This is a genomic window from Streptomyces sp. NPDC058525 (assembly GCF_042719495.1).
In the GTDB taxonomy this organism is placed as follows: Bacteria; Actinomycetota; Actinomycetes; order Streptomycetales; family Streptomycetaceae; genus Streptomyces.
Map to the genome: position 1 here is coordinate 14,366 of NZ_JBHXNP010000067.1, position 26,914 is coordinate 41,279.

At 70.7% G+C, this 26,914-nt stretch carries 24 protein-coding genes and 1 riboswitch; of the genes, 10 read left to right on the plus strand and 14 right to left on the minus strand.

The window, feature by feature from the left end:
• Window positions 1-44 precede the first annotated feature (44 nt).
• Window positions 45-1,010: a diacylglycerol/lipid kinase family protein gene (locus ACFWP3_RS27330; protein WP_384226021.1), complete on the plus strand. Its 966-nt coding sequence runs from the start codon at window positions 45-47 to the stop codon at window positions 1,008-1,010.
• 318 nt (window positions 1,011-1,328) lie between these two features.
• Window positions 1,329-1,586 (plus strand): WhiB family transcriptional regulator, encoded by a 258-nt coding sequence (locus tag ACFWP3_RS27335; protein ID WP_003953983.1) that lies wholly within the window; start codon window positions 1,329-1,331, stop codon window positions 1,584-1,586.
• Between the two features lie 160 nt (window positions 1,587-1,746).
• On the opposite strand, the gene ACFWP3_RS27340 is transcribed toward ACFWP3_RS27335, so the two are convergent.
• Window positions 1,747-3,216 carry a sensor histidine kinase gene (locus ACFWP3_RS27340; RefSeq protein WP_384226081.1) on the minus strand — a complete coding sequence of 490 codons (1,470 nt, stop codon included), beginning with the start codon at window positions 3,214-3,216 and terminating at the stop codon, window positions 1,747-1,749.
• Between the two features lie 745 nt (window positions 3,217-3,961).
• On the opposite strand from ACFWP3_RS27340, the gene nagB reads away from it, so the two are divergent.
• Window positions 3,962-4,747, plus strand: a complete 786-nt coding sequence (gene nagB / locus ACFWP3_RS27345) for a glucosamine-6-phosphate deaminase (protein WP_384226083.1) — start codon at window positions 3,962-3,964, stop codon at window positions 4,745-4,747.
• Window positions 4,748-5,010: 263 nt separating this feature from the next.
• Here the strand turns inward: nagB and ACFWP3_RS27350 are convergent, their stop codons facing one another.
• The 4 genes from ACFWP3_RS27350 to ACFWP3_RS27365 form a co-directional block, all read right to left on the minus strand.
• Entirely contained in the window at window positions 5,011-6,495 is a 1,485-nt protein-coding gene (locus tag ACFWP3_RS27350; protein ID WP_384226023.1) for a glycoside hydrolase family 3 protein, read from the minus strand.
• A 7-nt stretch (window positions 6,496-6,502) separates the two neighbouring features.
• Window positions 6,503-7,357 carry a carbohydrate ABC transporter permease gene (locus ACFWP3_RS27355; protein ID WP_384226085.1) on the minus strand — a complete coding sequence of 285 codons (855 nt, stop codon included), beginning with the start codon at window positions 7,355-7,357 and terminating at the stop codon, window positions 6,503-6,505.
• A gap of 50 nt (window positions 7,358-7,407) precedes the next feature.
• The gene (locus tag ACFWP3_RS27360; RefSeq protein WP_384226025.1) at window positions 7,408-8,430 is read right to left on the minus strand and encodes a carbohydrate ABC transporter permease; all 1,023 of its coding nucleotides are present in this window, start codon (window positions 8,428-8,430) and stop codon (window positions 7,408-7,410) included.
• 147 nt (window positions 8,431-8,577) lie between these two features.
• Window positions 8,578-9,858 (minus strand): extracellular solute-binding protein, encoded by a 1,281-nt coding sequence (locus ACFWP3_RS27365; RefSeq protein WP_384226027.1) that lies wholly within the window; start codon window positions 9,856-9,858, stop codon window positions 8,578-8,580.
• A 289-nt stretch (window positions 9,859-10,147) separates the two neighbouring features.
• Here ACFWP3_RS27365 and ACFWP3_RS27370 point away from each other — a divergent pair, with 289 nt between their 5' ends.
• From ACFWP3_RS27370 to ACFWP3_RS27380, 3 genes are all read left to right on the plus strand, one after another.
• Window positions 10,148-10,912, plus strand: a complete 765-nt coding sequence (locus ACFWP3_RS27370; RefSeq protein ID WP_069921883.1) for a GntR family transcriptional regulator — start codon at window positions 10,148-10,150, stop codon at window positions 10,910-10,912.
• A gap of 216 nt (window positions 10,913-11,128) precedes the next feature.
• Window positions 11,129-13,372, plus strand: coding sequence for a carbon starvation CstA family protein (locus tag ACFWP3_RS27375; RefSeq protein WP_384226029.1), 2,244 nt, complete (start codon window positions 11,129-11,131; stop codon window positions 13,370-13,372).
• Complete coding sequence (locus ACFWP3_RS27380; protein WP_384226031.1) at window positions 13,369-13,566, plus strand: CstA-like transporter-associated (seleno)protein; 198 nt, start codon at window positions 13,369-13,371, stop codon at window positions 13,564-13,566. Before ACFWP3_RS27375 ends, ACFWP3_RS27380 begins: the two co-directional genes overlap by 4 nt.
• Before the next feature lie 56 nt (window positions 13,567-13,622).
• Here ACFWP3_RS27380 and ACFWP3_RS27385 read toward each other — a convergent pair whose 3' ends face one another.
• The gene (locus ACFWP3_RS27385; protein ID WP_384226034.1) at window positions 13,623-14,207 is read right to left on the minus strand and encodes a Uma2 family endonuclease; all 585 of its coding nucleotides are present in this window, start codon (window positions 14,205-14,207) and stop codon (window positions 13,623-13,625) included.
• Window positions 14,208-14,285: 78 nt separating this feature from the next.
• On the opposite strand from ACFWP3_RS27385, the gene ACFWP3_RS27390 reads away from it, so the two are divergent.
• From ACFWP3_RS27390 to ACFWP3_RS27400, 3 genes are all read left to right on the plus strand, one after another.
• Window positions 14,286-14,780, plus strand: a complete 495-nt coding sequence (locus ACFWP3_RS27390; RefSeq protein WP_384226036.1) for a GNAT family N-acetyltransferase — start codon at window positions 14,286-14,288, stop codon at window positions 14,778-14,780.
• 30 nt (window positions 14,781-14,810) lie between these two features.
• A riboswitch (cobalamin riboswitch) is annotated at window positions 14,811-14,954 on the plus strand.
• A 141-nt stretch (window positions 14,955-15,095) separates the two neighbouring features.
• On the plus strand, window positions 15,096-17,495 hold the full coding sequence (locus ACFWP3_RS27395) for a ribonucleoside-diphosphate reductase subunit alpha (protein ID WP_384226039.1): 2,400 nt from the start codon (window positions 15,096-15,098) through the stop codon (window positions 17,493-17,495).
• Window positions 17,495-18,511 (plus strand): ribonucleotide-diphosphate reductase subunit beta, encoded by a 1,017-nt coding sequence (locus ACFWP3_RS27400; RefSeq protein WP_384226041.1) that lies wholly within the window; start codon window positions 17,495-17,497, stop codon window positions 18,509-18,511. The genes ACFWP3_RS27395 and ACFWP3_RS27400 overlap by 1 nt, the downstream gene beginning before the upstream one ends.
• Here the strand turns inward: ACFWP3_RS27400 and ACFWP3_RS27405 are convergent.
• A complete protein-coding gene (locus ACFWP3_RS27405; RefSeq protein WP_384226043.1) occupies window positions 18,466-18,672 on the minus strand; it encodes a hypothetical protein in 207 nt (68 codons plus the stop codon). The genes ACFWP3_RS27400 and ACFWP3_RS27405 overlap by 46 nt on opposite strands.
• Window positions 18,673-18,753: 81 nt before the next feature.
• Between ACFWP3_RS27405 and ACFWP3_RS27410 the strand changes: the two genes are divergently transcribed.
• Window positions 18,754-19,725 (plus strand): helix-turn-helix domain-containing protein, encoded by a 972-nt coding sequence (locus tag ACFWP3_RS27410; protein WP_384226045.1) that lies wholly within the window; start codon window positions 18,754-18,756, stop codon window positions 19,723-19,725.
• Window positions 19,726-20,062: 337 nt separating this feature from the next.
• Here the strand turns inward: ACFWP3_RS27410 and def are convergent, their stop codons facing one another.
• The 7 genes from def to ACFWP3_RS27445 all read right to left on the minus strand — a co-directional run bounded on the left by def (window position 20,063) and on the right by ACFWP3_RS27445 (window position 26,906).
• A complete protein-coding gene (def, locus tag ACFWP3_RS27415) occupies window positions 20,063-20,707 on the minus strand; it encodes a peptide deformylase (RefSeq protein WP_384226046.1) in 645 nt (214 codons plus the stop codon).
• Window positions 20,708-20,765: 58 nt separating this feature from the next.
• Entirely contained in the window at window positions 20,766-21,767 is a 1,002-nt protein-coding gene (locus tag ACFWP3_RS27420; RefSeq protein WP_384226048.1) for a tetratricopeptide repeat protein, read from the minus strand.
• A 105-nt stretch (window positions 21,768-21,872) separates the two neighbouring features.
• Window positions 21,873-23,141, minus strand: a complete 1,269-nt coding sequence (locus ACFWP3_RS27425) for an HD-GYP domain-containing protein (RefSeq protein WP_384226050.1) — start codon at window positions 23,139-23,141, stop codon at window positions 21,873-21,875.
• Entirely contained in the window at window positions 23,138-24,754 is a 1,617-nt protein-coding gene (locus ACFWP3_RS27430) for an HD-GYP domain-containing protein (protein WP_384226052.1), read from the minus strand. Before ACFWP3_RS27430 ends, ACFWP3_RS27425 begins: the two co-directional genes overlap by 4 nt.
• A 191-nt stretch (window positions 24,755-24,945) precedes the next feature.
• Window positions 24,946-25,263, minus strand: coding sequence for a mycothiol system anti-sigma-R factor (rsrA, locus tag ACFWP3_RS27435; protein WP_384226054.1), 318 nt, complete (start codon window positions 25,261-25,263; stop codon window positions 24,946-24,948).
• Entirely contained in the window at window positions 25,260-25,904 is a 645-nt protein-coding gene (locus tag ACFWP3_RS27440) for a sigma-70 family RNA polymerase sigma factor (protein ID WP_030709911.1), read from the minus strand. The genes rsrA and ACFWP3_RS27440 overlap by 4 nt, the downstream gene beginning before the upstream one ends.
• A gap of 360 nt (window positions 25,905-26,264) precedes the next feature.
• A complete protein-coding gene (locus tag ACFWP3_RS27445) occupies window positions 26,265-26,906 on the minus strand; it encodes an alpha/beta family hydrolase (protein ID WP_384226057.1) in 642 nt (213 codons plus the stop codon).
• Window positions 26,907-26,914: the final 8 nt, after the last annotated feature.

Sequence of the window (26,914 nt, forward strand, 5' to 3'; positions counted from 1 at the left end):
GGGCAGTAGGGTCGCTCTTCGAAGGGGTGGGTAGTCTGGCGCTCATGCGTGCACTTCTCGTGGCCAACCCAGCAGCGACGACCACCAGTGCGCGCACGCGCGATGTCCTGACCCACGCCCTGGCCAGCGAGATGAAGCTGGAGGCGGTGACCACCGAGTACCGGGGGCACGCCCGGGACCTGGGACGGCGGGCCGCGCACCAGGGGCTCGACCTCGTCGTGGCCCTCGGCGGCGACGGCACGGTCAACGAGGTGGTCAACGGACTGCTGCACGACGGGCCCGATCCGGAGCGGCTGCCCCGGCTGGCGGTGGTGCCCGGCGGGTCCACGAACGTCTTCGCCCGTGCGCTCGGCCTGCCCAACGACGCGGTCGAGGCGACCGGCGCCCTGCTGGACGCACTGCGCGAACAGCGCGAGCGGACCGTGGGCCTGGGCCTGGCGGCCGGCACACCGGGCACGGAGGACGAATCGGTCCCGGCCCGCTGGTTCACCTTCTGCGCGGGCTTCGGTTTCGACGCGGGCGTGGTCGGACGGGTGGAGCAGCAGCGCGAACGCGGCAAGCGTTCGACGCACGCCCTGTACGTACGGCAGCTGATGCGCCAGTTCTGGGAAGAGCCCAACCGCCGGCACGGCACGGTCACGCTGGAGCGTCCGGGCGCGGATCCGGTGACGGATCTGGTGCTGTCCATAGTCTGCAACACCTCACCGTGGACGTATCTGGGCAATCGCCCGCTTTACGCCTCTCCGGAGGCATCGTTCGATACTGCGCTTGACGTACTGGCGCTCAACCGTTTGTCAACTCCGGCGGTCGCTCGCTACGCGACACAGCTCCTGACCTCGACTCCTGAACGAGGCCCACAGGGCAAGCACGCAGTGTCTCTGCACGATCTGACCGACTTCACCTTGCATTCCAAGGTTCCGCTTCCGTTCCAGATGGACGGAGACCACCTCGGTCTGCGCACCAGCGTTCGGTTCACAGGCGTACGGCGGGCACTGCGTGTGATTGTGTGAGTGGAAGAGCCAAAAGTCCTTTCACTCGAACGTTTACACGCTGGTCCACCCCCACGAAGTAGGGCTGTGACCTAGTAGACACCGACGAATCAAAAAAAACTTTCCGGAAGGGGTTGTATCCCCGTCCGAGGTTTGCGAATCTCTACATGGCGATCGGGACAGCCCGCAGAACCGGCACCCACACAGACCGCCAGAACCCCTCCACGAATCTTCGGACCACACCGGGCAACTGGGTGTCGGCCCTTCCCCCACGGGGGGATTCGTGAAAGCGTTCACATTCACAAGCAACGTGCATGTCACACAAGAGAGGTAGCAGCCATGGACTGGCGTCACAACGCCGTTTGTCGTGAGGAAGACCCGGAGCTGTTCTTCCCCATCGGCAACACCGGTCCTGCGCTGCTGCAGATCGAGGAAGCCAAGGCCGTCTGCCGCCGCTGCCCCGTCATGGAGCAGTGCCTGCAGTGGGCGCTCGAGTCCGGTCAGGACTCCGGCGTCTGGGGCGGTCTCAGCGAGGACGAGCGCCGTGCGATGAAGCGCCGCGCCGCTCGCAACCGGGCGCGCAACGCCAGCGCCTGACAACGACTTTCGAGCCTCGACGCGCAGCGCGTAGTACCCGTATAAGCGCTTAGCAACGTGCTCTTGGGCCCCGGATCGAGAACCATTCGATCCGGGGCTCAGTGCTGTCCGGGGACCGGCCCGGAGACCGGGCCGTCACGTTGAGTGACGCCCGGTCCGGCTATTTCTGCGGGCTGGACGGGATGTCGAGGACGACCTTGGTGCCGCGCGGCTCCGCCCGGACCATGTCGAAGGTGCCGCCGAGCTCCCCCTCCACGAGGGTCCGTACGATCTGCAGTCCGAGATTGCCGGCCCGCTGGGGGTCGAACCCCTCGGGCAGGCCGCTGCCGTCGTCGAGCACGGTGATCAGCAGCCGCCCGTCGGCGCGACCGGTTCCGCTGCGGATGGCCGACACCTCCACGGTGCCGCCCTCCCCCTGGACGAAGGCGTGCTCCAGGGCGTTCTGCAGGATCTCGGTCAGCACCATCGACAGCGGAGTGGCGACCTCCGCGTCCAGGATCCCGAACCGGCCGGTGCGCCGGCAGGCGACCTTGCCCGGCGAGATCTCGGAGACCATCGCGATCACGCGGTCGGCGATCTCGTCGAACTCGACGCGCTCATCCAGGTTCTGAGACAGCGTCTCGTGCACGATCGCGATCGAACCGACGCGGCGCACGGCCTCGTTGAGCGCCTCGCGGCCCTGGGGCGAATCCATGCGACGGGACTGGAGCCGCAACAGTGCCGCCACGGTCTGGAGGTTGTTCTTCACCCGGTGGTGGATCTCCCGGATGGTCGCGTCCTTGGTGATCAGTTCGCGTTCGCGACGGCGCAGTTCGGTCACGTCGCGGCAGAGCACCAGGGAACCGATGCGGGTGCCCTTCGGCTTCAGCGGGATGGCGCGCAGCTGGATGACCCCGCCGTTGCCCTCGACCTCGGTCTCCCTCGGGGCCCAGCCGCTGGCCAGCTTGACCAGGGCCTCGTCCACCGGGCCGCGGGAGGGCGCGAGTTCGGTGGTGGTGTCGCCGAGGTGCTGCCCGACCAGGTCGGAGGCGAGGCCGAGGCGGTGGTAGGCGGAGAGGGCGTTCGGGGAGGCGTAGGTGACCACGCCGTCGGCGTCGAGCCGGATCAGGCCGTCCCCGACGCGCGGGGAGGCGTCCATGTCGACCTGCTGGCCGGGGAACGGGAAGGAGCCCGCCGCGATCATCTGGGCCAGGTCGGAGGCGGACTGGAGGTAGGTCAGCTCCAGCCGGCTCGGTGTACGCACAGTGAGCAGGTTGGTGTTGCGGGCGATCACGCCCAGGACCCGCCCCTCGCGGCGCACGGGGATCGACTCGACGCGCACCGGCACCTCCTCGCGCCACTCCGGGTCGCCCTCGCGCACGATCCGGCCCTCGTCGAGCGCCGCGTCGAGCAGGGGGCGGCGGCCGCGGGGCACCAGGTGGCCGACCATGTCGTCCTGGTACGAGGTGGGGCCGGTGTTCGGGCGCATCTGCGCGACCGAGACGTACCGCGTGCCGTCGAGGGTGGGCACCCAGAGCACGAGGTCGGCGAAGGACAGGTCGGAGAGCAGCTGCCACTCCGAGACCAGCAGGTGGAGCCACTCCAGGTCGGTTTCACTGAGAGCGGTGTGCTGGCGTACGAGGTCGTTCATGGAGGGCACGTGGCGAGCGTACCCCGGGTACGCCGCATGACTTTCCCCACGGGAATACTCGGGAGTACACAGGAGGGGTGCGGGACGCGTACTGTTGGAGGAAGTGACGGCATTCAGGGTCCCGTCATTGGATGGACAGAACAGAATGGTCTAGTCCACAATTGCCTTAAGCTTCCGCCCTCCCCGCACAGGAGGACGGATCGAGGTAAGCCGCGCGCTCTGCCCTGACCGCGCAGGCACCTCCAACGGCCGCGGGAACCGCACACCCTCGGCCGTGAGTACTCCGGGCTACGGTGCCGGACGGGCTGAGGGTCCCGTCGGGCACCGTGGCCCAGAGGAAACTCCCGCCCCGGACGCACCGGGCAACCTCTCCGGCAGGCCCCGCTGCGGCCGACCCCGCCGCGGCCCGCCCCTCTCCGGCCGCTCCTCCCCCTTCGGCCCCGTACGACGGCTGGCCGGTCTCGGTCACGGCCTCGGCGAACAGGTACAGGGCGAACAGGTACAGGGCGAGCAGCCGAGCCCGCAGGGCAGTCCGTGGCCGACCTCGAGGAGGTACTTGGCGTAGAGCGCGGCGCGGTCGGAGCTCCCGCCCGCCGGGATGCGCCTGCGGGGATTCGGACCACCATGGGAATGGGCGCGAACCGGGGTGCGCAGGGCCCGGCTCTGCTAGATTGGTCTATACCACAATATGCCCACACTCCCCCTCGCTCCGCCGGGGGACACCACTCAGATCGGCAGGCCCCGCGTGGAAGTTGTCATCGTCCCGGACGCCAAGGCAGGCGGCGAGCTCATCGCGGAGGCCATGGCCGCACTGGTCCGCCGCAAGCCCGACGCCCTGCTCGGCGTGGCGACCGGCTCTACCCCGCTGCCCATCTACGAGGCCCTCGCCGCCAAGGTGAGCGCGGGCGAGGTCGACGCGTCGCGCGCGCGGATCTGCCAGCTCGACGAGTACGTCGGCCTGCCGGCCGGCCACCCCGAGTCCTACCGCGCGGTCGTGCTGCGCGAGGTCGTCCGGCCGCTCGGGCTGTCCGAGGCCTCCTTCATGGGCCCCGACGGCTCGGCCGAGGACATCGTGGGCGCGTGCGAGGCGTACGACCGCGCGCTCGCCGAGGCCGGGGGCGTGGACCTCCAGCTGCTGGGCATCGGCACGGACGGGCACATCGGCTTCAACGAGCCGTGCTCCTCGCTGGCCTCCCGCACCCGGATCAAGACGCTGACGGAGCAGACGCGCGTGGACAACGCGCGGTTCTTCGACGACGACATAGACCAGGTGCCGCACCACGTCATCACGCAGGGCATCGGCACCATCCTGGACGCCCGCCACCTGGTGCTGCTGGCCACCGGTGAGGGCAAGGCCGAGGCCGTCGCGCAGACGGTCGAGGGGCCGCTGTCCGCGCTGGTCCCGGCGTCCGCGCTGCAGCTGCACCGGCATGCGACCGTCGTCGTGGACGAGGCGGCGGCGTCGAAGCTGAAGCTCGCCGACTACTTCCGGCACACGTACGCGAACAAGCCGGCCTGGCAGGGCCTGTAGTCCCCGCACGCCGCGAAGGCCGGGCCCCCTGTGACGGGGGCCCGGCCTTCGTCGTACCCGGACCGCGGTCGCCGGCGCGGCTCAAGGATCCGGGGCTCCGCCCCGCACCCCGCGCCTCAAACTCCCCCAGCTACCGCTGGGAGGGGCCCCCAGGCGAGGCTGGATTTGCCTGCCGTCGCCTGGCAGGTGCGGCCCTTGCGAACTCAGGCGAGCCGAAATCCAGCCTCGCCGGCGTTTGAGGCCAGCATCCGGCCCCGGCCCCGTTACGCGCCCGTGAGGATTTCCGCGGCGGCCCGGCCGCAGACCGGGGAGGCACCGTACGTCGCGATGTACAGGCGGCCCCGCGGCGGCGACTGCGGCAGGCCCATCTCGACCACCACCGTGTCGGCCCGCGCCGCGACCAGCGCGTCGAGGACCTCCGCCATCCACGGGTGCCGGTGCGCGTCGCGCACCACCGCGACCACGGTCCGGCCACCGGCCGCCGCCAGGACGTCCGCCGCCGACACGCCCTCCGGGTAGACGCCCGAGGCCGTTCCCGGCATCAGCGCGGCCAGTTCGGCGGCCACGCCCCACGGGGTCTCGTCGCCGACCGCGAAGTTCGCGACCGGGGCCAGCGTGGCCACGTACGGGGCCTCCGTGAGCGGGCCCGCCGTGCCGGTGACGGCCACCGCCCGCCGGGCGGCCTCCAGGCCGATGCCGGACGCGCGGCTCCCCTCCGGTCGCGCGTCCGGCCGGGCCCCGCAGGTCCACTCGGCCAGCGCGCGGACCCGGGCGGCGGCCTCGGCCAGCCGCTCCTCGGGCAGCGCGCCCTCCCGTACGGCCGCGACCAGCGCGTCGCGCAGGCGCAGTACGGTCGCCTCGTCCGCGAGCCCGCCGCCGACACAGATCGCGTCGGCGCCGGCCGCGACGGCCAGGACCGAGCCGCGCTCGATCCCGTACGTCCCGGCGATGGCGTTCATCTCCATGCCGTCAGTGACGATCAGCCCCTCGTAGCCGAGCTCCTTGCGCAGCAGACCGGTCAGGATCTGCGGGCTGAGGGTGGCCGGGCGGGTCGGGTCCAGGGCGGGCACCAGGATGTGCGCGCTCATCACCGCCTTGGTGCCGGCCTCGATCGCGGCCCGGAAGGGCACGAGCTCGCGGGCCTGGAGGGTGTCGAGGTCCACGTCGATGCGCGGCAGCGCGTGGTGCGAGTCGACGTTGGTGTCGCCGTGGCCGGGGAAGTGCTTGGTGCACGCGGCCACGCCGGCGGCCTGGAGGCCCTCGACGTACGCGGCGGTGTGCCGGGCCGCGAGCCCGGTGTCGGCGCCGAAGGAGCGTACGCCGATGACCGGGTTGTCCGGGTTGGAGTTGACGTCCGCGGACGGGGCCCAGTTGAGGTTGACCCCGCACTCGGCGAGGCGCCGGCCCAGCTCGCGGGCCACCTCGCGGGTGAGGGCGGTGTCGTCGACGGCGCCGAGCGCCAGGTTGCCGGGGAAGGACGAGCCGCTGCGGACCTCGAGGCGGGTGACGTCGCCGCCCTCCTCGTCGATGGCGACGAGCACGTCGTCGCGCTCCGCGCGCAGCTGCGCGGTCAGCGCGGCGAGCTGCTCGGGCGAGGCGATGTTGCGGCCGAACAGGCCGACGGCGGTGAGGCCTTCGGCGACGCTGCGGAGCAGCCAGGCGGGGGCGGTGGTCCCCTCGAAGCCGGGCTGGAGGACGGCGAGGGCGTCGCGGGTGACCGTATCCGCCTTGTGCGCAAGGACAGTCATGGAGCCGTTATCCCTTCACGGCGCCGGCGGTCATGCCGCCGACGGCCTTGCGCTGGAGGAAGATGAAGATCAGCAGGACCGGCACGGCGAACAGGGAGGACGCGGCCATGGTGGCGCCCCAGTCGTTGCCGAAGGCGCTCTGGAACTCGGTGAGCCAGAGCGGCAGGGTCTGCGCGGACTTGTCCTTGTTCAGGATCAGGACCATCGCGAACTCGTTCCAGGCGGTGATGAAGCCGAAGAGCGAGGTGGACATCAGGCCGGGGGCCAGCAGCGGGAAGATCACCTTGCGGAAGGCCTGGCCGCGGGTGCAGCCGTCGATCTGGGCGGCCTCCTCCAGGGTCACCGGGACGGCGGCGATGAAGCCGCGCAGGGTCCAGATGGTGAAGGGGAGGACCATCACGAAGTAGATCGCGGTGAGCAGCGGGAGGCTGTTCAGCATCTCGCTGTCGCGGGCGATCATGTACATCGCGATGACCATGACCTCCCAGGGGGCCATCTGCGCCATCATCACGGCGAGTACGAGGCCCTTGCGGCCCTTGAACTTCATGCGGGCGATGGCGAAGCTCGCGGCGAGGGCGACGATCAGGGCCAGCAGTACGGCGCCGACGGTGACCAGGACGCTGTTGGTGACGTACGTCCAGAACTGGTCGACGCCGGTGGCCTTGGTGAAGTTGTCCAGCGTCGGGGTGAAGACGAAGACCGGGTCCTTGGTGAGGATCTCGCTGGACGGCTTGAGCGCCGAGGAGAACATCCAGTACACGGGGAAGACGAAGACGAGGGCCACCAGGAGCGCGCCCACGTTCTTGGCGACGGCTCCGGGGCGCAGCGGCCGGCGGGTACGGAGCTTCTGCGCCGGCTTCACGGGCGGCGCGGACGGGCCGGACGGCGCGGGCTTCGGGGCGGTGGTGGTGCTCACTGCTCCTCCTCCTGCTTCAGGATCAGGCGGAAGTAGAAGGACATGACGACCACGAGGATCACGATCGTCAGGACGGAGATCGCGGCGGCGAGGCCGTAGTGGGCCTGGCTCTGGCCCTCGACGTAGGCGAAGACCGGCAGGATCTCGGAGGCCCGGTCGGGGCCGCCCTTGTTCATCGCGTAGACCTGGGTGAAGGCCTTGAAGACCCAGATCACCTCGAGGAACGTGGTGACGAGGAAGAAGGGCTTGAGGTTCGGGAAGACGATCTTCCAGAAGGTCTGCCAGCCGTTGGCGCCGTCCATCCGGGCGGCTTCGTACAGCTCGGTGCTGACGGTGGTCAGTCCGGCGTACATGTTGAGCGCGACGAAGGGGATGGAGCCCCAGACCACCAGGATGGTGACGATGACCAGGGTGGAGAGGCCGGTCTCCATCCAGTTGTGCTGCTCGTAGCCGGCGAATCCGGCGGTGCGCATGAGCCAGTTCATGACGCCGAACTGCTCGTCGAACAGCCACTTGAAGACCTGGACGGAGGCCACGATCGGCATGGCCCAGGCCATCACCAGCGCCATCGACAGGACCAGGCGCATCTTCTTGCCGAGCTTGTTCAGCAGGATGCCGATGAGGCTGCCGAGCACCATGATCAGCGCGACGTTGCCCAGGGTGAAGGCGAAGCTCCGGACGACCACGGTCCAGAAGTTCGCGTCGCCGAGCAGCTCGGTGTAGTTGCCGAACCCGGCGAAGGGGTACTTCCGCTGGATGAACTCGATCTTGTTGATGTCCTGGAAGGACAGGATCACGTTCTTGATCAGCGGGTACAGCAGGAGGACCGCGAGGCTGAGCACCGCGGGCCCGATCAGCAGATAGGGCAACCACCCCGACGGGAGCGCCTTTCTGGCCCCGCGAGGAGACGTACGGCCGCGGTCGCCTCCGCCGGCCGGTGCCTTCGGCGGCGGCACGGCGGACTTCATCGGTGCGTCCTGTGGAGCGCTGGTCGCCGCCCCCTGGGAGTGCACAGTCATGGTCTTCGTTTCCTCGCGGTTGACTGTGGAGTCACATGCGCCACCGGGGGCGCGGCCGACGCTGCGGGCGCCTGCCGCACCCCCCGGTGCGTTCACACTGCTGGGTACTGCGCGTGCTGCGGGTGCAGCCGGTACTGCGGGGTGGGACTACTTGTTGATGCGGTTCGCGATTTCCTTGTCCGCGTCCGCGCCCGCCTTGGCGGCGTCCTCACCCTTCAGGACCTTGGTCATGAACTCCTTGATGGGGTTCGGCTCGGTCTCGACGTTCGCCCAGCCCGGGGTGACCGGGGTGATCTTGCCGTTGACGCCGGCCTTGCCCATGGCCTCCGCGAAGGAGCCCGCGGCGGGGGTGAAGTTGGCGCCGACCTGGTTCGGGAGCAGCGCACCCTTGGTCTCGGCGGCGTACTTGGTCATCTGGTCCTTGCCTGCGGCGAGGGCCAGCCACTCCTTGGCGAGCTCCTTGTTCTTGGAGCGCTCGGCCACCGCGAGGTTCGAGCCGCCGAGGAAGACGGTGCTGGTCTTGTCAGCGGTCTTGCCCGGGATCGGGAAGTAGCCGAAGTCGGCCTCCTTGCCCGCGTCCTTCAGCGCCTTCTCGGCACCGCCGGCCTCCCAGCCGAGACCGATCCAGGAGGAGACGCCGCCCTTGGGGACGATGTCGGTGGACTGCTGCGGGTTGGCCTCGTCCTTGTCCTTGGGGGCGGTGGAGAAGGACTGGAGCTTCTTGTAGAACTCCATGGCGGAGGCGGCCTGCGGAGTGCCCAGCCCGCCCTTCCACTTGTCGCCGTCCTTGACGGCGAGGTCGCCGCCCTCGTCCCAGATCAGGCCGGCGAGGACGTACCAGCTCTGGCCGGGCAGGTAGATCGGCTGCGAGGCCGGGTCGGCCGCCTTCAGCTTCTCGAGGCCGGCGATCCACTCGTCGCGGGTCTTCGGCGGGGTGACGCCGGCCTTCTCGAAGGCCTTCTTGTCGTAGATGACGACGCGGTTGGCGGCGTACCACGGGGCGGAGTAGAGCTTGCCGTCGACCTCGGCCGAGGCGAGCATGCTCTTCTGCCAGGCGTCGGCGCCGAGCTTGGCCTTGTCCTTGGTCAGGTCGGCGAGGCCGCCGGTGACCGCGTAGCCGGCGGTCTGGGTGTTGCCGAGCTCAAGGACGTCCGGAGGGGTGTTCTCGGAGAGGGCCGTGGTGACCTTCTCCTGGATGCCGGTCCACTTCTGCTCCTCGACCTTGACCGTGACACCGGGGTGCTTGGCCGAGAACTCCTTGTTGACCTCTTCGATCCAGGCCTTCGGCGCGGAGCCGTCCATGACCCAGACGGTGATCTCCTTGGGGCCCGCGTCGGCCTTGGCCTTGCCGTCGTCGCCGTTGCCGCACGCCGCGACTCCCGCCAACATGCCCGCGACACTGACCGCCACGATGAGCTTGCGCTTCACGCCACCCTCCTCAGGGATGCCTGCCTGCACTTCCCTTGCCCGCCGCGGTGACATACGCGAAGTACTGCCGTGGGGCTGGGATCTGATCCATATTGGTTTAGACCAGTAGCTGGAGCTTGGCCTAGACCTTTAGGGGTGTCAAGGGTCTAATGAGCGGGTGCTCGGTCCGTTATCGGACCGACACCTGGGGAGAGAGAAGGCCTGTCCCCCCGCACGTGTCACGATGTGACCGCACATATCGGAGGAGCCGGTGACGGCAGCGAAACTGGAGTCGGGAAGGCGGGCGGCGATGGCCACCGAAGGGGCGATCACGGAGCCGGAAGGCGGGGCGGCCACCCGCACGGCGCGTGTACCCAAGTACTACCGACTCAAGCGGCACTTGCTCGACATGACCGAAACGCTGCCGCCCGGCACCCCGGTGCCGCCGGAGCGCACGCTCGCGGCCGAATTCGACACCTCGCGGACCACCGTCCGGCAGGCCCTCCAGGAGCTCGTCGTCGAGGGACGGCTGGAGAGGATCCAGGGCAAGGGCACCTTCGTCGCCAAGCCCAAGGTCTCGCAGGCCCTCCAACTCACCTCGTACACCGAGGACATGCGGGCTCAGGGCCTGGAACCGACCTCCCAGCTCCTGGACATCGGCTACGTGACCGCCGACGACACCCTCGCCGGCCTCCTCAAGATCACCACCGGTGGCCGGGTCCTGCGCATCGAGCGGCTGCGGCTGGCCAGCGGTGAGCCGATGGCCATCGAGACCACCCACCTGTCGGCGAAGCGCTTCCCCGCCCTGCGCCGCTCGCTCGTCAAGTACACCTCCCTCTACACCGCCCTCGCCGAGGTCTACGACGTCCACCTCGCCGAGGCCGAGGAGACGATCGAGACCTCGCTGGCCACCCCGCGCGAGGCCGGACTGCTCGGCACCGACGTCGGCCTGCCGATGCTGATGCTCTCCCGGCACTCGCTCGACGCGGACGGGGAGCCCGTGGAGTGGGTGCGGTCGGTGTACCGCGGCGACCGGTACAAGTTCGTCGCCCGGCTCAAGCGGCCCGCCGTCTGAGGACGCGCGGGCGGCCGAAAACCGGCGTACGGCAGAAATCGGGCGGACGGCCGAGAACCGCCGGAGAACCGCCGGAGGCCGATCGGCGTTCCGCCTGACATCCGTCCGGCTTCCGTCTGACTTCCGTCCCTATATACCGGGAACCGGAATACCGGAATACGGACGGGGTCTTACGTTCACCAGGCAATCCCCCGTAGATTCCCTGCGCTTACGCAGATGATCGACGATGGGACGAGAGTCATGCCTGAACCGGAAGCAACTGGGACACAACGGAACGCGGCGAGTCCGGACAGCAGGCCGGGCTCGCTTTCCCCCAAGTCCATCGCCGCCTGGGTGCTCGTCGGACTCGTCGGCGCCATCGGCTGGGGCGTCCTGGCCCTCTCCCGCGGCGAGGAGATCTCCGCCGCGTGGCTGCTCGCCGCCGCCCTGGGCTCGTACGCGATCGGCTACCGCTTCTACTCGCGGTTCATCGCCAACCGCGTACTGAAGGTGGACAAGACGCGGGCCACCCCCGCCGAACGCCTTGACAACGGTGTCGACTTCCACCCCACCGACCGACGGGTGCTTTTCGGCCACCACTTCGCCGCCGTCGCCGGCGCCGGACCGCTCGTCGGGCCGGTGCTCGCCGCACAGATGGGCTACCTGCCCGGCACCATCTGGATCGTCGTGGGCGTGATCTTCGCGGGCGCCGTGCAGGACATGGTGACGCTGTTCTTCTCCACCCGGCGCGACGGCCGCTCGCTCGGCCAGATGGCCCGGGACGAGATCGGCCCCGTGGGCGGAGCCGCCGCCCTGCTCGCCGTGTTCGCCATCATGATCATCCTCCTGGCCGTGCTCGCCCTGGTCATCGTCAACGCCCTGGCGCACTCGCCCTGGGGCGTCTTCTCCATCGGCATGACGATCCCGATCGCCCTCTTCATGGGCTTCTACCTGCGCGTCCTGCGGCCCGGCCGGGTCACCGAGGTCTCGCTGATCGGCGTGGCCCTCCTGCTGCTCGCCATCGTCGCGGGCGGCTGGGTCGCGGAGTCCTCGCTGGCGGACACCTTCACCCTGGAGAAGGAGACGCTGGTCATCTGGATGATCGTCTACGGCTTCCTGGCCTCGGTGCTGCCGGTCTGGATGCTGCTCGCACCGCGCGACTACCTCTCCACCTTCATGAAGGTGGGCACCATCGCGCTGCTGGCCGTCGGCGTGTTCATCGCGATGCCCACCCTGAAGATGCCCGCGGTCACCGACTTCGCCTCGCGCGGGGACGGCCCGGTCTTCGCCGGATCGATGTTCCCGTTCGTGTTCATCACGATCGCCTGTGGCGCCCTGTCGGGCTTCCACGCCCTGGTCTCCTCGGGCACCACGCCGAAGATGATCCAGAAGGAGACCCAGGTCCGGATGATCGGCTACGGGGCGATGCTCACCGAGTCGTTCGTCGCCGTCATGGCCGTGATCACGGCCTGCATCCTGGAGCCCGGCCTCTACTTCGCCATCAACTCCCCCGGCGGCGTCATCGGCACCACCGTGGAGTCGGCCTCGCAGGCGGTCACGAACTTCGGCTTCGCCATCTCCCCGGAGGCCCTCGCCCAGGCCGCGAAGGACGTCGAGGAGACGAGCCTGCTCTCCCGTACGGGCGGCGCGCCGACCTTCGCACTCGGAATGTCGGAGATCTTCGCCTCGGTCATCGGCGGCGGCTCGATGAAGGCGTTCTGGTACCACTTCGCGATCATGTTCGAGGCGCTGTTCATCCTCACCACGGTCGACGCGGGCACCAGGGTCGGCCGGTTCATGCTCCAGGACACCCTGGGCAACGTGCACAAGTCCTTCAAGGACGTCAGCTGGAAGCCGGGCGTGTGGCTGGCCAGCGCCGTCGTGGTCGGCGGCTGGGGCTACTTCCTGTGGGTCGGCGTGAAGGACCCGCTGGGCGGCATCAACCAGCTGTTCCCGCTGTTCGGCATCGCGAACCAGCTGCTGGCCGCCGTCGCCCTGGCGGTGTGTACCACGCTGCTGGTGAAGTCGGGGCGCCTGAAGTGGGCCTGGGTGACGGCGGTGCCGCTGGCCTGGGACGCCACGGTGACGCTGACCGCGAGCTACCAGAAGATCTTCTCCGAGGACGTCCGGGTCGGCTTCTTCGCCCAGCGCGACAAGTACCAGGCCGGCATCGACGCCGACAAGGTGCTGCCGCCCGCCAAGAACATGGAGGAGATGCAGACGGTGGTCACCAACGCCACCGTGGACGGGGTCCTGTGCGCCCTGTTCGCCCTGCTGATCATCATCGTGCTGGCCGACGCGGCCCGCACCTGCTTCAAGGCGATCAGCAACCCGGAGTCGGCGAAGCTGGCCGAGGTCCCGTGGACCGAGTCGAAGATCATCGCGCCGGCCGGGCTGTTCCCGACCGCCGAGGAGCGGGCGGAGCTGACCGCGGCCGGGCTCGACTCGGGCGGCGGTCACGTCAAGGAGCCGGTGGCATGACCGCCCTGCGGGAGCGGCTGGCCAGGGTCCGGTACTTCGTACGCGAGTTCTCGGGCGAGGCGGCGTACGACCGCTACGTCGCCCACGCCCGCGGCCACGACCCGGACGCGCAGGTCATGACCCGTCGCGCCTTCGAACGCGCCCGCACGGACGCCCGCGAGGCCGACCCCCGCGAGGGCTTCGGCTGCTGCTGAACCCTGCCTCGCACACGAAGGCCCCGCCGCTGCACGCGGCGGGGCCTTCGTGCCGCTCAGCGCACCCAGTCCTTCAGGGACTCGGTCTGGAGGGTGACGTTAACCGGGTCGGGGAGTTCAACGTCGTTGCCGAACTCCACCGTGTGGGTGTTCGCATATCGGCGGCCGTCCGGCTCGCTGAACACGGTCACGTCGCAAGCCTCCCGGTCGATGAGCAGGTACACAGGGATGCCAGTCTGCGCGTAGGCGAGGGGCTTCTCCACGCGGTCGCGCCGGTCGGTGTCAGTGTCGTACGAGGTAACCTCGACGACCATCAGGACCGGGGCGGGGTCGGCCCACTCTCCCTGGCCGACGAACGCATCATCAAGCGCGAGAGCCGCATCAGGACGGGCGCGACCCGAGCGGTAGTCCCCGACAGCCAACCCCCGCTCCACGTGGAGCCACAACTCGGGCCGGTGCTGCATGCAGATGCGTGCTAGCCACAGAACGATACGGTCGTGATCTCCGTCCGGCACTGCCTTGCTCCTGATGACCCCGTCGATGAATTCCAGCCGCAGACCTTCGACCTCTCTTGCAGCTATCCGCGCCACGGCCTCGAAGTCCTCAGTCAGCATGTGGGGCCGGTCGGTCATCACGGTCATGCCTCACTCACCTTCATCGACGGTGCTGTCTCCGACGATAGCGCCGGGCGCCGACACCCGTCCTGCACACTCGACCACATGGACATCGTGATCAGGGCGGCGCTGCCCGCCGAGTACGAGCAGCTGGGTGAGATCACCGCGCAGGCCTATCTGGGCGACGGACTCCTGGGTTCCGGTGAGGCCTTCTACGCGGGCGTGCTGCGCGATGTCGCCGGGCGGGCCGCCGACGGGGAGGTGCTCGTGGCCGCCGAGGAGGGGGCCGTGCTCGGCGGGGTGACCTTCGCCCCGCCCGGCAGTCCGCTGGCCGACATCGCCGGCCCCGGCGAGGCCGAATTCCGGATGCTGGCCGTCTCCCGCGAGGCGCGCGGACGCGGCGCCGGCGAGGCGCTGGTGCGCGCCTGCATGGCCCGCGCGCGGGAGCTGGCGGGCGTCACGCACCTGGTGCTGTCCACCCAGCGCGGCATGACGGGGGCCCAGCGGATCTACGAGCGGCTCGGTTTCATCCGTACGCCGGAGCGGGATTGGGCGCCTGTTCCCGGGCTCACCTTGCTTACGTACCGTCTGGAGCTGTAGCCACACCGACACAACATGTGGGGGGTCACGCATCTGCGGCCCCCCACATGTATGCTCATGCCTGCTGTCGCCGCAGGGGAATCCGGTGTGAATCCGGAACTGTCCCGCAACGGTATGAAGTGTCCGCTTACCGGACATGAAGTCCGAGGACCTGCCGATGGTGCGCCCGGGTCGACCGAACCGGGTGCCGATACGTCCGGGCCTCGCGGTTGGGCCGGTGGACGCCGTGCGGTCTACGCGTGCCTGCCACGCCCGCATGCGCCTCCCCGTGCCCGCCCGCCGTCGATCCGGGCCGAGCGAGGGAGAGCTCCCGCCGTGACCATCGCGCCTTCCGCACCGCGCGCCGAGTCCGTTTCTGGCGACAACACCGAGGGCCCGGGGGCCACGCTGCTGCGTACCCTCACCGAACTGACGGCGGACCTCCCCGACACCGACCCCGGCCGGGTCGCGGCCGCCGCGCTGCGCGGCCGCAGCACCGCCGCCGACGAGGCCGAGCTGCGCGGCCTGGCCACCGAGGCCGCCGCCGGGCTGATCTCCGAGGACCCGGCGTACTCGCGGCTCGCCGCGCGCCTGCTGACGCTGGCCGTGCGCGACGAGGCCGCGAGCCAGGGCTCGACCTCCTTCTCGGCCTCCGTCGAGGTCGGCCACCGCGAGGGCCTCATCGCCGACCGCACGGCCGAGTTCGTACGGATCCACGCGAGCCGCCTGGACGCGCTGGTTGAGCACACCCTCGCCGAGGGCGCCGACGACCGCTTCGGCTTCTTCGGCCTGCGCACCCTGCACAGCCGCTACCTGCTGCGCCACCCGATCACCCGCCAGGTGATCGAGACCCCGCAGTACTTCATGCTGCGCGTGGCCTGCGGTCTGGCCGAGAACGAGTCCGTGCAGGCCCTCGAGGAAGTGGCCTCGCTGTACCGGCTGATGAGCCGCCTCGACTACCTGCCGTCCTCCCCCACGCTCTTCAACTCCGGCACCCGCCACCCGCAGATGTCCTCCTGCTACCTGCTGGACTCCCCGTTGGACGAGCTGGACTCGATCTACGACCGCTACCACCAGGTCGCCCGCCTCTCCAAGCACGCCGGCGGCATCGGTCTCTCGTACTCCCGCATCCGCGCCCGCGGTTCGCTGATCCGCGGCACCAACGGCCACTCCAACGGCATCGTGCCGTTCCTGAAGACCCTCGACGCCTCCGTCGCCGCCGTGAACCAGGGCGGCCGCCGCAAGGGCGCCGCCGCCGTCTACCTGGAGACCTGGCACGCCGACATCGAGGAGTTCCTGGAGCTCCGCGACAACACCGGTGAGGACCAGCGCCGTACGCACAACCTGAACCTGGCCCACTGGGTGCCGGACGAGTTCATGCGCCGGGTCAACGCCGACGCCCAGTGGTCGCTGTTCTCCCCGGCCGACGTGCCCGAGCTGGTCGACCTGTGGGGCGACGACTTCGACGCCGCCTACCGCAAGGCCGAGGCCGAGGGCCTGGCCCGCAAGACCATGCCCGCGCGCGACCTGTACGGCCGGATGATGCGCACCCTCGCGCAGACCGGCCAGGGCTGGATGACCTTCAAGGACGCCTCCAACCGCACGGCGAACCAGACCGCCGAGCCGGGCACCGTCGTCCACTCCTCCAACCTGTGCACCGAGATCATCGAGGTCACCAACGACGGCGAGACGGCCGTCTGCAACCTCGGCTCGGTCAACATGGGCGCCTTCGTCGTGGAGGGAGCCGACGGCGGGGAGATCGACTGGGAGCGCCTGGACGAGACCGTCCGCACGGCCGTGACCTTCCTCGACCGCGTGGTGGACATCAACTTCTACCCGACCGAGCAGGCCGGCCGCTCCAACGCCCGCTGGCGCCCGGTGGGCCTGGGCGCGATGGGCCTCCAGGACGTCTTCTTCAAGCTGAAGCTGCCCTTCGACTCCCCCGAGGCGAAGGCCCTGTCCACCAAGCTCTCCGAGCGCATCATGCTGGCCGCGTACGAGGCCTCCTGCGACCTCGCCGAGCGCAGCGGCCCGCTGCCGGCCTGGGAGCAGACCCGCACCGCGCGCGGCGTACTGCACCCGGACCACTACGACGTCGAGCTGAACTGGCCGGAGCGCTGGGAGGCGCTGCGCGCCCGGGTCGCGAAGACCGGCATGCGCAACTCGCTGCTGCTGGCCATCGCCCCGACGGCGACGATCGCCTCGATCGCGGGCGTGTACGAGTGCATCGAGCCGCAGGTCTCCAACCTCTTCAAGCGCGAGACGCTGAGCGGTGAGTTCCTCCAGGTCAACGCGTACCTGGTGGAGGAGCTGAAGCAGCTCGGCGTGTGGGACGCGCAGACCCGCGAGGCGCTGCGCGAGGCCTCCGGCTCGGTGCAGGGCTTCGGCTGGATCCCGGCCGAGGTGCGCGAGCTGTACCGCACGGCGTGGGAGATCCCGCAGCGCGGCCTGATCGACATGGCGGCGGCCCGTACCCCGTTCCTCGACCAGTCGCAGTCGCTGAACCTGTTCCTGGAGACGCCCACCATCGGCAAGCTCAGCTCGATGTACGCGTACGCCTGGAAGCAGGGTCTGAAGACCACCTACTACCTGCGCTCGCGCCCGGCGACGAAGATCGCCCGTGCGGCGTCCGCGTCCGCCGTCCCGGCCGCCGCCACCCCGCTTCCGCAGGCCGTCGACGCCGACGCGCTGGCCTGCTCCCTTGAGAACCCCGAGTCCTGCGAGGCCTGCCAGTAATGAGCTCCACCGACAACAAGAACCTCCTGGACCCGGGCTTCGAGCTCACGCTCCGCCCGATGCGCTACCCGGACTTCTACGAGCGCTACCGGGACGCGATCAAGAACACGTGGACGGTCGAGGAGGTCGACCTCCACTCGGACGTCGCGGACCTCGCGAAGCTGACCCCGGCCGAGCAGCACATGATCGGCCGTCTGGTCGCGTTCTTCGCGACGGGCGACTCGATCGTCTCGAACAACCTGGTGCTGACGCTCTACAAGCACATCAACTCCCCGGAGGCGCGCCTGTACCTGTCGCGCCAGCTGTTCGAGGAGGCCGTGCACGTCCAGTTCTATCTGACGCTGCTCGACACCTACCTGCCCGACCCGGACGACCGCGCGGCCGCCTTCGACGCGGTCGAGGAGATCCCCTCCATCCGCGAGAAGGCGCAGTTCTGCTTCAAGTGGATGGACTCGGTCGAGAAGATCGACCGGCTGGAGACGAAGGCCGACCGCCGCCGCTTCCTGCTGAACCTGATCTGCTTCGCGGCGTGCATCGAGGGGCTGTTCTTCTACGGCGCCTTCGCGTACGTGTACTGGTTCCGCTCGCGCGGCCTGCTGCACGGTCTGGCCACGGGCACCAACTGGGTGTTCCGCGACGAGACCATGCACATGAACTTCGCGTTCGAGGTCGTGGACACGGTCCGCAAGGAGGAGCCGGAGCTCTTCGACGACGCCCTCCAGCAGCAGGTCACCGACATGCTGAAGGAGGCCGTGGAGGCGGAGCTGCAGTTCGGCCGCGACCTGTGCGGCGAGGGCCTGCCGGGCATGAACACCGAGTCGATGCGCGAGTACCTGGAGTGCGTCGCGGACCAGCGCCTGGTCCGCCTCGGCTTCGCGCCGGTGTACGGCTCGCAGAACCCGTTCTCCTTCATGGAGCTCCAGGGTGTCCAGGAGCTGACCAACTTCTTCGAGCGCCGTCCGTCGGCGTATCAGGTCGCCGTCGAGGGCACGGTCGACCTGGACGAGGACTTCTGAGCCTTCCGGGCCCCGCCCGTCTCGCGGGCTTCTGATCGGCCGGCTGCTGCTTCGCGCAGCTGCCGGTCGATTCTGCGTTCCCGGGCCGTTCCGTACAGGGCGGGGGCGAGGAGGAGAGCGGCGAGGGCGAGGACGGCGAGGTAGTTCAGGAGCGTGTTCATGACTCCACTCTCGCGAGGCCGGGGAAAACCGGACAGTGGCAGGACTGTCATGAAGGAGCGAATTACTGCCACACTGGGCCCATGCCTCTGAACAACGTGGCCGTGGCGGTCGTCAACGGGGTCGCCCCCTTCGAGCTGGGCATCTTCTGCGAGGTCTTCGGGATCGACCGCAGCGCGATGGGCCTGCCGACCTATGACTTCGCCGTCTGTGCGGCCGAGGACGACCGGGTGGTCAGCGGCGACGGCCTGTTCGACCTCACGCTCCGCCACGGGCTGGAGCGGCTGGAGGAGGCCGACCTGATCTGCCTCCCCGCCGACCGGACGGCGCCCACCCGCGACTACCCCGAGCCGCTGCTGGCCGCCCTGAACCGGGCCGTGGACCGGGGCGCGCGGGTGCTGAGCGTGTGCAGCGGCGCCTTCGTGCTGGGCGCGGCCGGGCTGCTGGAAGGCCGGCGCTGCACCACGCACTGGATGCACGCGCCCACGCTGCGGCGCCGCTTCCCGAACGCCCTGGTCGACCCCGACGTGCTGTACGTGGACGAGGGCCCGGTGATCACCGCGGCCGGCACCGCCTCCGGGATCGACGCCTGCCTGCACGTCGTACGGCAGGAGCAGGGCGCCGAGGTGGCCAACACCATCGCGCGGCGGATGGTCGTACCGCCCCACCGCGACGGCGGGCAGGCCCAGTTCATCCAGCGGCCGCTGCCGCGCACGGCGTGCGACACGGTGGGCGAGGTGATCGGGTGGATGGCCCGGCACCTGGAGGACGAGATCACCGTCGAGCAGCTCGCCGAGCGCGCGCACATGTCACCGCGCACCTTCGCCCGCCGCTTCCTCCAGGAGACCGGCACCACCCCCTACCAGTGGGTGCTGCGCCAGCGGGTACTGCTCGCCCAGGAGCTGCTGGAGACCACCGACGAGACCGTCGACGCGATCGCGGGCCGCTGCGGCTTCGGGACCGCGGCCGCCCTGCGCCACCACTTCCTGCGGACGCTCGGCACCACCCCGAACGCCTTCCGGCGCACCTTCCGGGGCCCGCGGGCGGTGGCCTGACCGCCGGCCCGACCTTGGCCGAGAACCGGCAGCCTTTGGCCCAAAGCAGCCCCTTGCGTAGTCGGGCGGTGGCGTACCGTGATGACGCCCGGCCCCGTCGCCCCGCACCGCGCCCGGCCCGTGCACCGCTCGCTCGTCACAGCTCAGGAGGGCCCGTATGTCCCGTACCGCCCGCACCTTCACCGCTGCCGCGCCCGCCGACAGCGGCTGGGGCTTCGCGCAGAAGAAGTAGCAGCAGAAGTAGCAGCAGAAGTAGCAGCAGCAGCCGACAGCAGGCCGACGCGGCAGGGCCCCGCTCCCTCACGGGAAGCGGGGCCCTGCCGCACGTGCGCAGCGGTCAGTCGTTCGGGACCGTCTCGTAGCGGGGGGTGCCCTCCGCCATCTGCCGCAGGGCGTCCTTGCGGTCGCGCTTCGAGAGCCGGTCGATGTACAGGTACCCGTACAGGTGGTCGGTCTCGTGCTGGAGGCAGCGCGCGAAGTAGCCGGTGCCGCGCACCTTGATCGGGTTGCCCTGCGCGTCCTGGCCCTCGACCTCGGCGTAGTCCGGGCGGGCCAGCGAGGCGTACGCCGTCGGGACGGACAGGCAGCCCTCGTTCGAGTCGTCCAGCACGCGGGCGCCGGCCGGCAGCTCGACCAGCTTCGGGTTGACCACGATGCCGGTGTGCCGCTTGCCGTCGTCGTCCGGGCAGTCGTAGACGAAGACCTTGGCGTCGACGCCGATCTGGTTCGCGGCCAGGCCCACGCCCTCGGCCGCCCGCTGGCTGGCGAACATGTCGTCGATCAGCTGCGCCAGCTCGTCGCCGAACTCGGTGACGTCCTTGCACTCCCGGTGCAGGACCGGGTTGCCGACCACCGTGATCGGGCGGGCGGTGCCGCGCTCGCGGTGGGCGAGCTCGCGCTCCGCACAGTTCTCGGTGTCCACGACGTACCCGTCGTTCACCTCGCCCGCGACCTCGACAACCTCGTTCTCCTGCTGCGCCATGTCCGCCGTACGCCTTCCGTAAGTCACCGATGTGCCCGTACAGCCTACGGCCCCCGGCTCAGCAGACTTCCTCGAGATCCCGCCACTCACGGGTGTCCGGGCTGTCGGCGACCCAGCCGTCCAGCAGCCCGCGCACCAGCCCGGCCGGAGCCGCGATGCCGCACTCCCGCTCGGGCACCCACAGCGCACCCGACCCGGCCGTGCGGTGCCCCAGCGGCCCCGGGTGCCCGGGCTCGCTGTGGTCGTGCGGATCCAGGTGCTCCCCGTCGCCCTCGTCGCTCGGCATCTCGCTCTCCGAGCAGGTCCGGCACAGCAGCCGTACCGACGAGGACCAGTCCTCGGCGGCGAAGCCCGCGTCCGAGGCCAGCTGCTCCAGCGCGTTGCGGTCCGCCTCGCCGGCCGCCTCCAGCAGCACCACCCAGGTGGGCACCGGCGACGGAGCCCACAGCTCGATCTCGTCGAAGACGGGGTACGAGGGCCCGGCCGCGGTGACCCGCTCGCCGTGCGGGACCCCGTCGTGGAGGACCACCTCGCCCCAGCGCCGCCCCGAGGAGGGCAGCGGGATCGAGAGGACCTCCATCCGGGCCGGGTCCAGCCGGCGGCCCCAGACGACCTCGGCCTCGCCCTCGGGGGACAGCCGTACGGCGGCGCTGCCGAGCTCCATGCCCACCGGTTCGCCGCTGTTCTTCCCGCCCGCGCCGTGCGCGTCCCCGGGCACCTTCAGCCCGTACGCCTGCCAGGCCCGCCGGGCCAGCGGCCAGTCCTGGAGCGCGGTCGCGGCGATGCCCACGTTCCACCAGTCCGGGGCGCCCGTCTCGCGGTCCAGCAGGGCCACGGCCCGCAGTCCGGCGGCCCGCGCCTGTTCCCAGTCGTGCCGGAACTTGTGCAGCAGGGCCAGATTGAACCAGGACTCGGAGAGCCAGGGCTCCAGGTCCGCGGCCCTGGTCAGGAGCGCGCCCGCGTCCTCGTACCGCCCGTCCCCGATCAGCGTGAACGCGCGGTCGGTGGCCTGCCGCCACGAGGCGGAGGGCCGATGCCGTACCTTCCCGAAGATCCTCACGATTCCCGCCTGCCGGTCCGACGGTGCAGCCTTGCGGACACTCTCACTCTCACTCTTACTGGCATCCAACCATGCCCACTCGGACGGCCGCTCATTACCCATGGGTTACCCAGGTGGGACGGGAACAACTCTGTCACGTCCGCCCCTGGCCAGAACCCTCGCCAGACACTCCACGACCTCAGGCTGGTAGTCGTGCCCGGTGCCCAGGCGGAGCTCTTCCAGGGCCGCCAGTGAGCCGCTCGGGTGACGGTCCCCGCCCACCAGGTCGTCGTACGCGTTGACCGCGCGCACGATGCGCGCGGCGACGGGCTGCTCCCGGTACGGCTCGGCCTGCCGCTCGACGACCACGGCCACCTCGGGCGGCACCCCGGTCTGGCGGGCCACCTCCCCGCCGAGCCCGGCGATCCGGCGGGCCTCGGCGGCGGGCAGGACCGCGGTGGCGCCGTCCGGGACGGGGTCGACGAGGGAGAGCTGCCCGATGTCGTGCATCAGCGCCGCGTACTCCAGGACCGTGAGCTCCCGCTCCGACAGCCCCAGCTCCCGGCCGACGGCGCAGCTCAGCTCGGCGACCCGGCGGGCGTGGCCGGGCGGGGTGTAGCCGGCGATCTCCGTGGCCCGGGCCAGGGAGGTGATGGTCTGGCGGTAGGTGGTGCGGATCGCGGCGATCCGGTGGAAGGACATCTGGGTCAGCAGCAGGGGCACGCTGAAGACGGGCAGGGCCCACAGCCCGGCCCCCGCGACGCCGAGGGCCATCACCACGCCGGTGGCGCAGATCGCCGAGCCGATGCCGAGCTGGGCGCGCAGCTCGTCGCGCAGCAGGGGCCCGTACGGCCAGCCGGTGCGGGCCCCGGCGAGCAGGGCGGCGAGCACGGCGTCGCACAGGGCGGTCAGGCCGAGCAGGCAGAGCAGGAACAGGACGAGGTACGGGCCCTGGCCGACCCGCTCCTCCAGCCGGCCCGAGTTGTAGAGCGGCTGGAAACAGACGGCGGCGAAGGCGACGGTGAGGACCCGCCGGGCCACGTGGTCCGCGGCGGGCGCGTGGCCCCGGGCGACGTGCGGGACGATCCCGGCGAGGGCGGCCGCGACGACCACGACGACGACCTGGAGGACCCCGTGGTGGGTGGGCTGCCCGGCGTTCTGCCCGAGGAGGGCGTAGGCGAGGGCTCCGGCGGAGGCGAGGGGCGCGGGGCGGCGGTCGGTGGGGCCCGGCCGGCCGCCCTGGTCACGGCGGGCGAGCTCGCCGATGGTGATCAGGATGCCGAAGGCCAGGGCGACTCCGGGCTCGGCGAGGCCGTTCCACAGGGTGTGGCCGAGGGCGACGGCGGTGAGCGCACCGGCCGCGCCCCGCACGATCCGCGCGGCCGGCCCCCTCACGCCCCGCCCTCCGCCCGGCGGCGGGCCGACGCGTCGGCGGCCCCGGCCCCGGACCGGCCGTCGGCGGACCGGTCGTCGGCGGACCGGGCCTCGGCGGCGGACGACCGGGCCTCGGCGGCGGGCCGGGCGTCCGCGGTACGGGGCCGTCCGCCGGGGCCCGCGCCGGCGGCGTCGCCCTTGGCGGCCGGGCGGCCGCCCTGGGACGGCAGGCCGGCGAGGGCGGGCGGCAGCCCCGGCCCGGCCCCGTCGGGAGCGGACGGGCTGATGACCTGGAGGTCCGCGTCGGAGGTGACCACCGGGTGCCAGCCGTGCCGTCCGATGGCCCCGGTCAGGGCCTCCACCATGGCCGGGTCGAACTGCGCCCCCGCACACCGCTCCAACTCCGCGAGCGCGACCGGCACCGGCCGGGCCCGGCTGTACGAGCGGGTCGAGGTCATCGCGTCGAAGGCGTCGGCCACCGCCACCACCCGCGCCAGCACCGGGATCTGGTCGCCGGTCAGCCCGTACGGGTATCCGGAGCCGTCGACCCGCTCGTGGTGGTGCAGGATCGCGGCCCGGGCCTCCCCGAGGAAGCCGATGCCGCGCACCATCTCGTGCCCGTACTCGGGGTGCAGTTCGATGATCCTGCGCTCCTCCGGGGTGAGCGGCCCGTCCTTGCGCAGCAGCCGGGTCGGGACGCCGAGCTTGCCCACGTCGTGCAGGATCCCGGCGATGCGGACGGTCTCCAGGCGGTCCTCGGACATGCCGAGCTCGCGGGCGATCATCGCGGAGGCCTGGCCGACGCGTTCGCTGTGGCCGCGCGTGTAGCGGTCCTTGATGTCGACGGCTTGGACGAGGGCGCGGATGGTGGCCTGGTGGGCGGCGCGTTCGCGGTGGTACTGGGCGAAGACCCAGCAGGAGATGTACATCGGCAGCAGGACGAGGAGTGCGGCCGGAAGCCCGTACGGGCTGCGCCACATGACGGCCATCATCAGTCCGGCGAGGCCGTGCACGCAGTGCGGGGCGAGGGAGAGGGTGAGCAGTCCGCGCCAGGCGGTGGCGGCGGGCCGGCGTTCCGCGGCGGCCAGGATGCCCCCGTCGAGGGCGGTGAGCACCAGGCAGAAGACGACGGCCGCGGCCGCGGCGGGCAGCAGTACGTACGGGAAGTCGGCGACCCAGACGGCCGGGCCGGCCGCGGCCGCGGACGTGCCCGGCAGCCCGGACTCGGCCGAGGAGCCCAGGGCGGCCGGGCCGCGCAGCAGCCGGAACGTTTGCCCTGCGGTCCAGGCGGCCAGCGCCTGCTGGGCCCCGTGCCACACCCGGCGCACCGAGGCGGGCCGCTGCACCACGCTCCCAGCGAGCCCGCCGGGCAGCGCCACCAGGGCGGCGGCGGACGGCGGCAGCAGCAGGACGGCGGCGAGCACGACGGGGAAGAAGGAGCCGATGCCCTCCGGCACCCGGCTGCCCAGCAGCGGGCAGAACTTCACGAGCTCGCAGCCGAGGTAGAGCACGGCGAGCAGGGCGACGGCGGCCCAGGGGGTCGCGGGGTCGGTGAGGGCGGGCGCGGTGCACGCCAGGGCCGCGAGGACGGCGCACAGGATGTACGCGCGCGCCACCGGCGGAAGTACCCGCATGGCGCTCTCCTCCCCCGTGGCCGAGCCGGCAATCCAGGTACCGAATCAAACCAGCACCGAATGGGGAGAATAAGTGGGGCCCCTCGAGAACCGGGCCAGAATTCCGCATTGCGCCATACGGACGCCCCCGGATTAGCACCTTCGGGTGAACGAAGTGCTCTTCCGGGGGCGGTTGTTCAAACGGTCGGCCGTCAGCCGGTGGCGGGATTGTCCGCGGCGACGTCGGCGGTGACGTCGTGTTCGGGAACGGCCTGTCCCGACCGGATCAGTTCGATCCGGCCCATCACCTTGGACCGCAGGTCGGTCGGCACGTCGTCCGACCCGCAGCAGCGCTTCACCAGCTTCTTCACGGCCTGCTCCAGGCCGTACTTCTCCAGACAGGGGCTGCACTCGCCGAAGTGCGTCTCGAACTTCGTGCAGTCGCTGTCGGGCATCTCCCGGTCGAGGAACTCGTAAAGGTGGTCCAGGACCTCAGAGCACTCCGTCTCGTGCGGCTCTCCGCAACTCATGAGCCCGAGCCTTTCCGGTCGTTCGACTCTCCCGCGCCCGCGGGAACCAGCCCGCGCTCACGGGCATAGTCCTCCAGCATTCCGCGGAGTTGACGGCGGCCACGGTGAAGTCGCGACATGACCGTACCGATGGGTGTACCCATGATGTCGGCGATCTCCTTGTACGCAAAGCCCTCTACGTCGGCAAGGTAGACCGCGATGCGGAACTCCTCCGGAATGGCCTGGAGCGCTTCCTTCACATCCGAATCGGGCAGGTGGTCGAGCGCCTGCGATTCGGCGGAGCGCAGCCCGGTCGACATGTGCGATTCGGCGCGCGCGAGCTGCCAGTCCTCGATCTCCTCCGCGGCGCTGCGCTGGGGTTCGCGCTGCTTCTTGCGGTAGGAGTTGATGAAGGTGTTGGTCAGGATGCGGTACAGCCATGCCTTGAGGTTGGTGCCCTCGCGGAACTGGTGGAAGGACGCGTATGCCTTCGCGTACGTCTCCTGGACCAGGTCCTCGGCGTCGGCCGGGTTGCGCGTCATGCGCAGCGCGGCCGAGTACATCTGGTCGAGGTAGCCGAGGGCGTCCCGCTCGAAGCGCGCGTTGCGCTCCGGGGTCGTCTCCTCCGCGTGGCCTTCGTCGGTCCCAGCGACAGGACCCACCTCCTCCGACTGCGTGGCGGCTTCGAGAGCGGAGCCGCTCGAATCGGAGAATAGTCGACCATCCCGGCCCTCCGCCGCCCGAAGCGTGCTGCGCTTGGGGCTGGGAAGAACAGTCCAGTCCAGGTCAGCGGCCTGCCGACGGTTCTGACTGATGACCTGGGTCATGCGCTCCCTCTCCTCCGACAAGTTCCCGTACGTACCGACATCCGGCACAACAGACGCTGCGGGCCCCGCATTCCCCGGGGCGGGATCGGCTTTCGGCGCCGTCGCGGGGCGGGTGCGGGAGGGGTGACCGGGATCACCCGGTCCTCCGCCCGGCCTGGATCGGACCTCGAGCCCGGATCAGACCTCGAGCGCGGATCAGACCTCGAGCGCGGTGAGCCATTCGGCCACCGTCCCGGTGATCAGGCCGAGGGCCGCCTCCTGGGTGATGTCCGCCCTCTTGGGCACGGCGAAGCCGTGGTCCCCGTGCGGGACCTCCACCAGCGTGTACGTGCCGCCCTGCGGGAACTCCTCGGGCCGCCCGAAGGGGTCGCGGCCGCCCTGCACCACCAGCGCGGGCCGTCCGGCGCCCAGCAGCTCCTCGGCCCGGGACTTCTCCGGCCGACCCGGCGGGTGCAGCGGGAACGCCAGCGCCAGCACCCCTGCCGCGCCCAGCTCCGCCGCGGTCCGACAGGCGACCCGGGCCCCGGCGCTGCGGCCGCCGGCGACCACGGGCAGTCCGGGCTTCGCGAGGGCCGGCCACAGCCCGCGCCATCCCTCGTCGAGCACCTTGGGCGCGGCGGCGACCTTCTTCCCGGCGACCCGCCAGGGCTGTTCGACCAGGGCCACGGTGATCCGGTGCGCGGGCAGGGCGGCGGCCAGCGCCTGGAGGTCCCGGGCCTCGATCCCCCCGCCGGCGCCGTGGCTCACGGCGAGCACGAGCCTGGCTCCGCGGGCGGTGTGCCAGGTGATGCGGGCCTCGCCCGCCGGGGTGTCGACGCTCTGGGTACGGGTGCTCATGCGCCCCA

What these genes read in the sequence shown, in the direction of transcription:
- ACFWP3_RS27335 (WP_003953983.1), top strand. Translation starts at nt 1,329, where the DNA reads ATGGACTGGCGTCACAACGCCGTTTGTCGTGAGGAAGACCCGGAGCTG.
- ACFWP3_RS27375 (WP_384226029.1), top strand. Translation starts at nt 11,129, where the DNA reads ATGATCGACGATGGGACGAGAGTCATGCCTGAACCGGAAGCAACTGGG.
- ACFWP3_RS27390 (WP_384226036.1), top strand. Translation starts at nt 14,286, where the DNA reads ATGGACATCGTGATCAGGGCGGCGCTGCCCGCCGAGTACGAGCAGCTG.
- ACFWP3_RS27350 (WP_384226023.1), bottom strand. Translation starts at nt 6,495, where the DNA reads ATGACTGTCCTTGCGCACAAGGCGGATACGGTCACCCGCGACGCCCTC.
- ACFWP3_RS27410 (WP_384226045.1), top strand. Translation starts at nt 18,754, where the DNA reads ATGCCTCTGAACAACGTGGCCGTGGCGGTCGTCAACGGGGTCGCCCCC.
- ACFWP3_RS27445 (WP_384226057.1), bottom strand. Translation starts at nt 26,906, where the DNA reads ATGAGCACCCGTACCCAGAGCGTCGACACCCCGGCGGGCGAGGCCCGC.
- ACFWP3_RS27405 (WP_384226043.1), bottom strand. Translation starts at nt 18,672, where the DNA reads ATGAACACGCTCCTGAACTACCTCGCCGTCCTCGCCCTCGCCGCTCTC.
- ACFWP3_RS27385 (WP_384226034.1), bottom strand. Translation starts at nt 14,207, where the DNA reads ATGACCGTGATGACCGACCGGCCCCACATGCTGACTGAGGACTTCGAG.
- rsrA (WP_384226054.1), bottom strand. Translation starts at nt 25,263, where the DNA reads ATGAGTTGCGGAGAGCCGCACGAGACGGAGTGCTCTGAGGTCCTGGAC.
- ACFWP3_RS27400 (WP_384226041.1), top strand. Translation starts at nt 17,495, where the DNA reads ATGAGCTCCACCGACAACAAGAACCTCCTGGACCCGGGCTTCGAGCTC.
- ACFWP3_RS27370 (WP_069921883.1), top strand. Translation starts at nt 10,148, where the DNA reads ATGGCCACCGAAGGGGCGATCACGGAGCCGGAAGGCGGGGCGGCCACC.
- ACFWP3_RS27360 (WP_384226025.1), bottom strand. Translation starts at nt 8,430, where the DNA reads ATGACTGTGCACTCCCAGGGGGCGGCGACCAGCGCTCCACAGGACGCA.
- def (WP_384226046.1), bottom strand. Translation starts at nt 20,707, where the DNA reads ATGGCGCAGCAGGAGAACGAGGTTGTCGAGGTCGCGGGCGAGGTGAAC.
- ACFWP3_RS27340 (WP_384226081.1), bottom strand. Translation starts at nt 3,216, where the DNA reads ATGAACGACCTCGTACGCCAGCACACCGCTCTCAGTGAAACCGACCTG.
- ACFWP3_RS27330 (WP_384226021.1), top strand. Translation starts at nt 45, where the DNA reads ATGCGTGCACTTCTCGTGGCCAACCCAGCAGCGACGACCACCAGTGCG.
- ACFWP3_RS27430 (WP_384226052.1), bottom strand. Translation starts at nt 24,754, where the DNA reads ATGCGGGTACTTCCGCCGGTGGCGCGCGCGTACATCCTGTGCGCCGTC.
- ACFWP3_RS27380 (WP_384226031.1), top strand. Translation starts at nt 13,369, where the DNA reads ATGACCGCCCTGCGGGAGCGGCTGGCCAGGGTCCGGTACTTCGTACGC.